Consider the following 7396-nt stretch of genomic DNA (forward strand, 5'->3'; position numbering starts at 1 on the left):
CCAAGTGGTGCAGCTTGGCGGTGTTCCAGCAGTTCTTTTGTTTGGCGGTGTCGAGAATCTGGTTGCAAGCGTCAGCAAATCTCTGCAAAGTGCGGTCAATCTCTTGACGCAACTCTACAGGGACTATCAGCTTGCAACGTACAGAGATAGTCTGGCTCATTGGCTTATTGTAGTTCATCCAGACTTTGACCAGCAAACCTATATGGAGGAGGGCTTTCCTCCCGACACCAAGCCTGCGGCTATGGTGCGAGCCTCCAGCCCGAAAATTTGGTGAAATGCAAGGACTCCGTCCCGCTTACGCGTTCGCGTTAGCGTCGCGTAGCGACAAAGGACTCCGTCCCGCTGACGCGAGCGGATCCCATTCCCCGCCTCTGGCCAACCCCTCGATGGTGGTGATGGCTTGGCCCTGCAAGCGCGCCGCCGGGTACAGGCAACTGTGGACGGGATCCCCCTCCAACAGCACCGTGCAAGCCCCGCAATCCCCCGAGTCGCAGGCACGGCGTACCCCCACCCAGCCCAGCTCCCGCAACAAGCTCAGCAGAGTGATCCCCGGCGGAACCACCTGCCCATAGGGTTGGCCGTTCACCTGAAATCGGATGGGAATGGGAGTGGGATCCATAACGGTCTTCTTTTTTCACTCACATCTACCCCATTCTGTTTTGAGCAAAATGTTTCGAGTGAACCATTGGATTGCCCTGTTTGTTTTCATCCCTCTTCCCCATGAGGTGAGGGGATCCTGCCTATCGCAGATCGGTTTGCCCTCCCTCGCTGGGATGGCTTTCTTGGATGATCAGAGCAGGATTTTGTGAATTCAAATCCCAAGTGCAGGCCAAGCCTTCTTTGCCGAGATCTCTTCGCTTCCCTCAACTCCATTGATGACTTAGCCTATTTACCCTAGGAGACACTATGGCAACTCTTTACTTCAGCCCGCTTTTCGAGGTACAAGCTCTGCAAGCGGAGCCCAACCGGGGACGCTCTCGCTCCTTCCTGCCCACTCCTCTGCAGGTTTGGGAGAGCGGCGAAGCCTACACCGTCCAGTTGTGGGTGCCCGGTGCCAATCGGGAACGCTTCCACATCGAGGCCACGGCTCAACAGCTCTCCATCAGCGGCGAGATCCAGGTTCACGGCCCTGAAGGTGCTGAATTGCGCTACCAAGAAGTGGAGCCCCAACCTTTTCAACGCATCCTCAAGCTGGCCCGCCGCATCCAGCCGGAGAAAGTCTCGGCCACCTATCGCGACGGCATCCTCACCCTCACTCTGCCCAAAGCCGACGCAGCGCGGGTGATCAAAGTCCAAGTGGGCGCCTCAAACCCCACTACTCCGACGGAAGCCGTGACGGTGGAAAGCCAACCTGCCTAGGATCCCCCTCTTTTCGGGAGAGGGGCTGGGGGTGAGGATCCACTGCACGCGCACCTCATCTCCCACCTTAAAATCCAGCGCCCGGCTGGCATTGCCTCGGTTTTGCACGATCTCCACCCAGCCGGAGCTGCCCACCAGGGCCAGCACTTCGCCAACTTCCCCCTCGGCAAAGGTGGCCACGGAGCGGACGGGGATCCCTTTGATCCAGGCGCTCCAGCTTCGACCTTCCACCCACTGTCCGGGCAGGTTGGTGATGCCGTTGCCGAAGTGGTCGATGGCCTGGACCAGGCCGCGACAGCCGTTGGTCTCCATCTGGGGTGGCGGCCACTCCCAGCGGGTTAGTTCTGCTACGTCTAGGGGATCCCCCAGCTCCGCCAAAGGGATCCCGTTGGCCAGATGAGCGGCAACCGGGGCAAAAATATCCCGCCCATGAAAGGTGCGGCTGGGAGAGGGGGTGCGCCAATAGCGGGGCCGGTTGAGTTCCACAGCAGCCAGCGCCGGAGTTTGGGCCAAAACGCCGCTGAACAGGCCATTGTCGGGGCCGACCAAAAAGCCCGTCTCGGTTTGGATGGCTACCGCCCGGCGGCTACTCCCCACCCCTGGATCCACAACGGCCAGGTGAATGGTGCCCGACGGCAGATAGGGGTAGGCCGTCATCAGGGCAAAGCGAGCCGCCGCCACATCCTGAGGCGGGATCCCATGGCTGAGGTCGATGAGTTGAGCCTGTGGGGAAAGGGTATGAATCACCCCTTTCATAATGCCCACATAGGGATCCTGCAGGCCAAAATCCGTCAACAGGCTAATAAAAGGCATACCCTTTTGAGGCTTGAGGATCCCAGTTTAAGGATCCCAAAAGATAACAGCGCTTATGGATGGGGTGGCTAGCGGGCAGCAAGAGCAGGTTGCGGGCGCTCATACACCTGCCCCAAACGCGCCAACTGCTGCACCAACAAACTCAAGAACAGGCCCACATCGGTAACAATCCCCACCGACTCCAGGGATCCCCGATCGGCCAGCTTGGTCACCACTGCCGGGTTAATGTCCACGCAGATCAGCTTGACCCCGGCAGGCGTCATGTTCCCGGCTCCAATGGAGTGCAACATGCTGGAGAGCATCAACACCATGTCGGCCCCCTGTAGCAGCCGTGCGTAATCCTGCTGGGCCTTGATCAAATCCATCTCCGTATCCGGCAGCGGCCCATCGTCACGGATGGATCCCGCCAGGGAGAAGGGCACCTGAGCGCGAATGCACTCGTAGAACACCCCACCGGTAATCACGCCCGCTTCCACTGCGGCCCGGATGCTGCCGTACTTGCGGATGAGGTTGATGGTTTTGAGGTGATGCTTGTGGCCGCCCTTGACCGGCGTGCCCCGCGACAGATCCACCCCCAGCGAGGTGCCGTAGAGATTCTGCTCCAAATCGTGAACGGCAATGGCATTGCCCCCCAGCAGCGCCTGCACATAGCCTTCGCGGATGAGGGTGGCCAAGTGGGATCCACCGCCCGTGTGGATGACCACCGGCCCTGCCACCACCACCGTTTTGCCGCCCCGCTCCTTGATTTGCCGCAGCTCCCAGGCAATCTGCTCCACCAGGATCTCCACCCGCCGCTCGCTGGAGACCCCCGATCCCATAAAGGTAAACTCCTGGGAAGAGCGCTCTTTGCTGGCCTGGCGCACGGTGCGGATCCCTTCCACCCCACACACCACGGCATCCCCCACCTGCAAATCTCGAATCAGGGTGCAATAGGCTGAAAACTCCGTCTTGCCATTGCAATCGGATCCCTTGACCACGATCACCCCATCCATGCGCTGCCGCTGCACCGGGATCCACTGGCCGGCCACCCGCACCTGCGTGGGATAGATGGTGGTGACATAAAAATCGTCGGGCGCTACCCCTGCTTTCTCTACCCGCTCCAGACGGGCATCTTGCTGGGTTTCCTCCGAGAGACGGGCCCCCTGCTCGATCAAGGCGCTGAGAATGGTATCCAGGGTCTCTTCGGTGGGAGCGGAAACGGCCAGTTCCACCGTGGAAGTGCTCTGCCGTTTTTCCCCAAGCTGAAACTTGAGGATCTGGAAGCTGCCGCCATTGTCCACAATGCAATCGACGGCCCTGGTGAGCAGATCGCTGTCCACCAAATGTCCCTGGAGGGTCACCGTCCGGCTGAGCACTGTGGCCACTGGATCGGTTTGGGGAGCCACCGTCTCGTCGAGGCGCAATGTCAAGCACTTGGCCGCCCCACCGGCTTTCAAGAACTCCGTCAGCTCCGTCTGCACCACCGCAAATCCCCGCTCCTGTAGGGCGGCTTCCAGCTCTGGGCTGACCCGATTCACCAAGATCGTGCCGTTCACATCCACGGCATTGCAGGCAAAGTGAATGGCATCCGCCTCCTGAACCGGGATCCGCTTTTCAGGGGGCACCCGCATCTCGATCAGGCGGTTGGAATAAGCATCAAAAGCCGGCGGGTAATAGAGCAAATAGCCTTCGGAGAGGGGGCAGAAGCAGGTGTCCAGGTGGTAGAACCGCTCGTCCACCAGCCGCAAAGACAACACCTCGATCCCCAGCCACTTGGCCAAGTAGGGGTGAGACTCCAACATGGAGCGAAAGCCGTAGCCCGCCCACAGCCAGCGCCCTGCCCGATCCAACAGAGCATCTCCCGCCCCCTCAAAAGCCAGGGCTGGCGGCAGCTCATAGACGGTGTAGCCCTGTTCCTCAAACCAAGCCTTGAAATGGGGCTGTTCCCCCTGCCGCTCTGGGTGATAAAAACGGCTCAGCACCACCTTGGATCCCAGGATGAGCCCAGCATTCGCCGTAAACACCATATCCGGCCATCCCGGCACCGGCTGGATCAGCTTCACCTCCGCCCGTTGCGAGAGATGCGAATAGAGAGCCTGCCACTGCTGCAGCGCCCGTTCTCGCGAAGAGCGGTGAACATTCCCCACCATCCAGGGGTTGATCACATAGTCCACCTCGTAGTGATCGGGTGGGCACATCAAATACCGAATGGCACCAGGCATAGATCTCAGAGCGCAATCTGCAGCAGGGCATCCCCTAGATTAGCAGTTGCGTGAGCAGCATCCTCAAGAATCATGAAAGAATCATTATTTGTGGGAATCTTTCGCCAGCTCTGGCTGCAGTGGGCTGGGATCGGCAATGTTGGGCAACTCCAGACAGTAGCCCGCCCCATAGACGGTTTTGATGTACTGGGGGTGGCGGGGATCCGGCTCCAGCTTGGTGCGCAGGTGGCGGATATGAACACGGATGGTCTCGATGTCGTCGTCGGGCTCGTAGCCCCACACCTCCTGCAGGATTTCGCTGGGGGAAACGGTCTGCCCATGTCGCTGCATCAGACAGTGGAGCAGGTCAAACTCCAGGTGGGTGAGCTTGATCGTTTTGCCGAACCACAACGCCTCGAAGCGTTCCGGCACCAGCGTGAGGGGGCCATAGGTGAGGATCTCCCCATGCTTGGCCGCCTGTGGGATCCGGTCTGAGCGACGCAGCAGGGCCCGCACCCGCACCAGCAGCTCCTGCACCTCAAAAGGCTTGGTCAGGTAGTCGTCGGCACCGGCATTAAAGCCCTCGATCTTGTCCTGGGTTTGGCCGAGGGCGGTGAGCATCAAAATCGGGATCTCGCTGGTGCGCTCCTCCCGCCGCAAGCGCTGACAAACGGTCAGGCCATCTACCTGGGGCAGCATCAGGTCGAGGATGATCAGATCGGGGAGAACTTGCAGAGCCAGTGCTTGTCCGCGCACCCCATCGGTGGCCTTCACAACCTCGTAGCCCGCCAACTCCAGATTGATGCGCAGGATATCCAGAATCGAAGGGTCGTCCTCAATAATGAGTATGCGAGCCATAGCCGGTTGCAGCCCAAACTGCGGATAAAACGTTTTGTTAAATGTGCTAACAAAGAGCCGAAGCTTTACGACTGGAAGTTTACTTAATTTTAGCCTCATTGCAAATCTTACTGCGAAGTTAACCCGCAGGGTTGCCCAGCCCGGAGCCGGATGCAGGGGAAACTTTTCAACCCGTTTGGGGCAAATGGGTGCGTTTTTAAGGCCTACGGCCCGCTATCGCGAACGGATCTCCCTTTGGGGGAAGTGCTCCGCACCGCTGGCGCGAACGCGGCGATGAGGCGGCGGGTGTAGTCCTGCTGCGGCTGCTGGTAGATCTGGGAGGCGGGGCCAAGCTCTTCGATGCGGCCCCGGTTCATGACCATGATGCGGTCGCTCATGAACTTGACCACGCTCAGGTCGTGGGAGATGAACAGGTAGGCCAACCCCAGTTCCTCCTGCAGATCCTTGAGCAAGTTCAGCACCTGTGCCTGCACGGAGACATCCAGGGAAGACACTGCCTCATCGCAGACGATCAGGCGGGGCTCCGAGGCCAGGGCGCGGGCAATACAGATCCGCTGCCGCTGTCCTCCGGAAAACTGGTGGGGCGGGCGATCCAGCGCTTCCGGATCCAACCCTACCCGTTCAAACAGGCGTTGGGCCCGTGCTCGTCGCTCAGCAGCATTTCTCCCAATCCCGTGCAGGGCCATTGGCTCTATGACGCTGGCTCCCACACTCATGCGCGGATCCAGTGAGGCTGCCGGATCCTGAAAGATCAGCTGAATCTCGCGGCGGAGACGACGTAAGCGTTGGGGCGGCAAGCGGAGCAGCTCCTCGCCGTCGTAGATCACCTGGCCAGAGCTGGCACGGACCAGGCGCAACAGGGTTCGCCCCAGGGTGGTTTTGCCGCAGCCGGACTCTCCCACCAGCCCCAAGGTCTCTCCGGGGTAGAGGTCAAAGCTGATCCCATCCACAGCTCGGATCTCGCCCACCTGGCGGCCAAATGGCCCTCGACGGACGGCGTAGTGGGTTCGCAGATCCCGCACCTGCAGCAGGGGGGGCTGACTGTACAGCCGGCGCAGCCGTTCTTCCTCTAAGGACTCCGTCCCGCTTACGCGAACGGCAGCCGGGATCTCCACCTGCTGCCACTGCTCCTCTGGGGATCCCCCTTTTTCCAGAAAATCCTGGACGGTGGGCAACCGCCGCAACCGCCGCTCCAACACCGGGCGACAGGCCAACAGGCCGCGGGTGTAGGGATGCTGGGGATCCCGAAAGATCTGCTCCACCGATCCCTGTTCCACAGCTTGGCCCCGGCGCATCACCACCACCTGATCTGCCAGTTCGGCCACCAAATTGAGATCGTGGGTGATGAAGAGGATGGCCATCTGCCGGTGCTGCTGCAGCTCCCAGAGCAGGCGCAGGATTTCCGCTTGCACCGTGACATCCAGAGCGGTGGTCGGCTCATCGGCAATCAACAGTTGGGGATTGGAGGCGATGGCACAGGCGATGGCCGCCCGCTGGATTTGGCCGCCGGAGAGCTGATGAGGGTAGCGCTCCAGCATCTGGGGAGAAAGCTGCACCTCCTCAAACAGGCGAATGGCTTGGGCGCGGATCTCCGCCGGGCTCAGGGAGGTGTTGGCCCTCAAGGTTTCCTGTAACTGCTGGCCACAGGTGTAGAGGGGGTTGAGGGCGGTGCTCGGCTCCTGGAAAATCATGGCGATCTGGGATCCGCGATAGCGCCGCCGTTGCCGGGGATCCAACTGCAGCCAGTCCACCGTTCCGTTGGGGCCCTTGAAGAGGATTTTGCCCTCCACCCGGGCCGAGCTGGGCAGCAGATCAATCAGCGTCAGGGCGGTCATGGTTTTGCCGGATCCCGACTCCCCCACCAGGCCTAAGGTCTGGCCGATCCCGATCTGGAAAGACAGCCCGTCCACCACCGGGGATCCCGAGGGCTCGCCAGCTGCACGGCTGGGCAAGAAAACCCGCAGCCCTTGTACGGTCAGCAAGGCAGAATCGGCAGTAGAGACAGCCTCAGTCATGGCGACGAAAGTGCTCCGCACCGCTGGCGCGAACGCATTAGGGGAATTGGCAGGATTATAGACTACCGCCCCCGCCTTGGCCTCCAAAGTGCTCCGCACCGCTGACCAAAAGGCGCGGCAAGCCCCGTCCTTCAGGGCAGGGAAGGATAGCGCCGACCGTAGCCGACGCCC

7 protein-coding genes are annotated in these 7396 nt (G+C 60.7%); 2 read left to right on the forward strand and 5 right to left on the reverse strand.

Annotation, left to right across the window (positions count from 1 at the left end; all coding sequences use genetic code 11):
• A partial coding sequence (locus NW839_RS05095) for a hypothetical protein (protein ID WP_414380496.1) occupies window positions 1-274 on the forward strand: 274 nt, incomplete at its 5' end.
• A gap of 21 nt (window positions 275-295) precedes the next feature.
• Here the strand turns inward: NW839_RS05095 and NW839_RS05100 are convergent.
• The gene (locus NW839_RS05100; protein WP_414351983.1) at window positions 296-619 is read right to left on the reverse strand and encodes a (2Fe-2S)-binding protein; all 324 of its coding nucleotides are present in this window, start codon (window positions 617-619) and stop codon (window positions 296-298) included.
• Window positions 620-906: 287 nt separating this feature from the next.
• Between NW839_RS05100 and NW839_RS05105 the strand changes: the two genes are divergently transcribed.
• The gene (locus NW839_RS05105; RefSeq protein ID WP_011431920.1) at window positions 907-1359 is read left to right on the forward strand and encodes an Hsp20/alpha crystallin family protein; all 453 of its coding nucleotides are present in this window, start codon (window positions 907-909) and stop codon (window positions 1357-1359) included.
• On the opposite strand, the gene NW839_RS05110 is transcribed toward NW839_RS05105, so the two are convergent.
• The 4 genes from NW839_RS05110 to NW839_RS05125 all read right to left on the reverse strand — a co-directional run bounded on the left by NW839_RS05110 (window position 1306) and on the right by NW839_RS05125 (window position 7225).
• Window positions 1306-2172 (reverse strand): S-adenosyl-l-methionine hydroxide adenosyltransferase family protein, encoded by an 867-nt coding sequence (locus NW839_RS05110; protein ID WP_414351982.1) that lies wholly within the window; start codon window positions 2170-2172, stop codon window positions 1306-1308. The genes NW839_RS05105 and NW839_RS05110 overlap by 54 nt on opposite strands.
• A gap of 68 nt (window positions 2173-2240) precedes the next feature.
• Entirely contained in the window at window positions 2241-4373 is a 2133-nt protein-coding gene (locus NW839_RS05115; RefSeq protein WP_414351981.1) for a TIGR00300 family protein, read from the reverse strand.
• Window positions 4374-4457: 84 nt separating this feature from the next.
• Window positions 4458-5210, reverse strand: a complete 753-nt coding sequence (locus NW839_RS05120) for a response regulator transcription factor (protein WP_414342492.1) — start codon at window positions 5208-5210, stop codon at window positions 4458-4460.
• Between the two features lie 203 nt (window positions 5211-5413).
• Entirely contained in the window at window positions 5414-7225 is a 1812-nt protein-coding gene (locus NW839_RS05125; protein WP_414332680.1) for an ABC transporter ATP-binding protein, read from the reverse strand.
• Window positions 7226-7396: the final 171 nt, after the last annotated feature.

It is taken from the genome of Synechococcus sp. R5-15, assembly GCF_047462035.1.
Classification (GTDB): domain Bacteria; phylum Cyanobacteriota; class Cyanobacteriia; order Thermostichales; family Thermostichaceae; genus Thermostichus.

Bases quoted from the DNA above. Each gene is read 5' to 3' on its own strand.
- NW839_RS05125 (WP_414332680.1), bottom strand. From the start codon at position 7,225: ATGACTGAGGCTGTCTCTACTGCCGATTCTGCCTTGCTGACCGTACAA.
- NW839_RS05115 (WP_414351981.1), bottom strand. From the start codon at position 4,373: ATGCCTGGTGCCATTCGGTATTTGATGTGCCCACCCGATCACTACGAG.
- NW839_RS05100 (WP_414351983.1), bottom strand. From the start codon at position 619: ATGGATCCCACTCCCATTCCCATCCGATTTCAGGTGAACGGCCAACCC.
- NW839_RS05105 (WP_011431920.1), top strand. From the start codon at position 907: ATGGCAACTCTTTACTTCAGCCCGCTTTTCGAGGTACAAGCTCTGCAA.
- NW839_RS05120 (WP_414342492.1), bottom strand. From the start codon at position 5,210: ATGGCTCGCATACTCATTATTGAGGACGACCCTTCGATTCTGGATATC.
- NW839_RS05110 (WP_414351982.1), bottom strand. From the start codon at position 2,172: ATGCCTTTTATTAGCCTGTTGACGGATTTTGGCCTGCAGGATCCCTAT.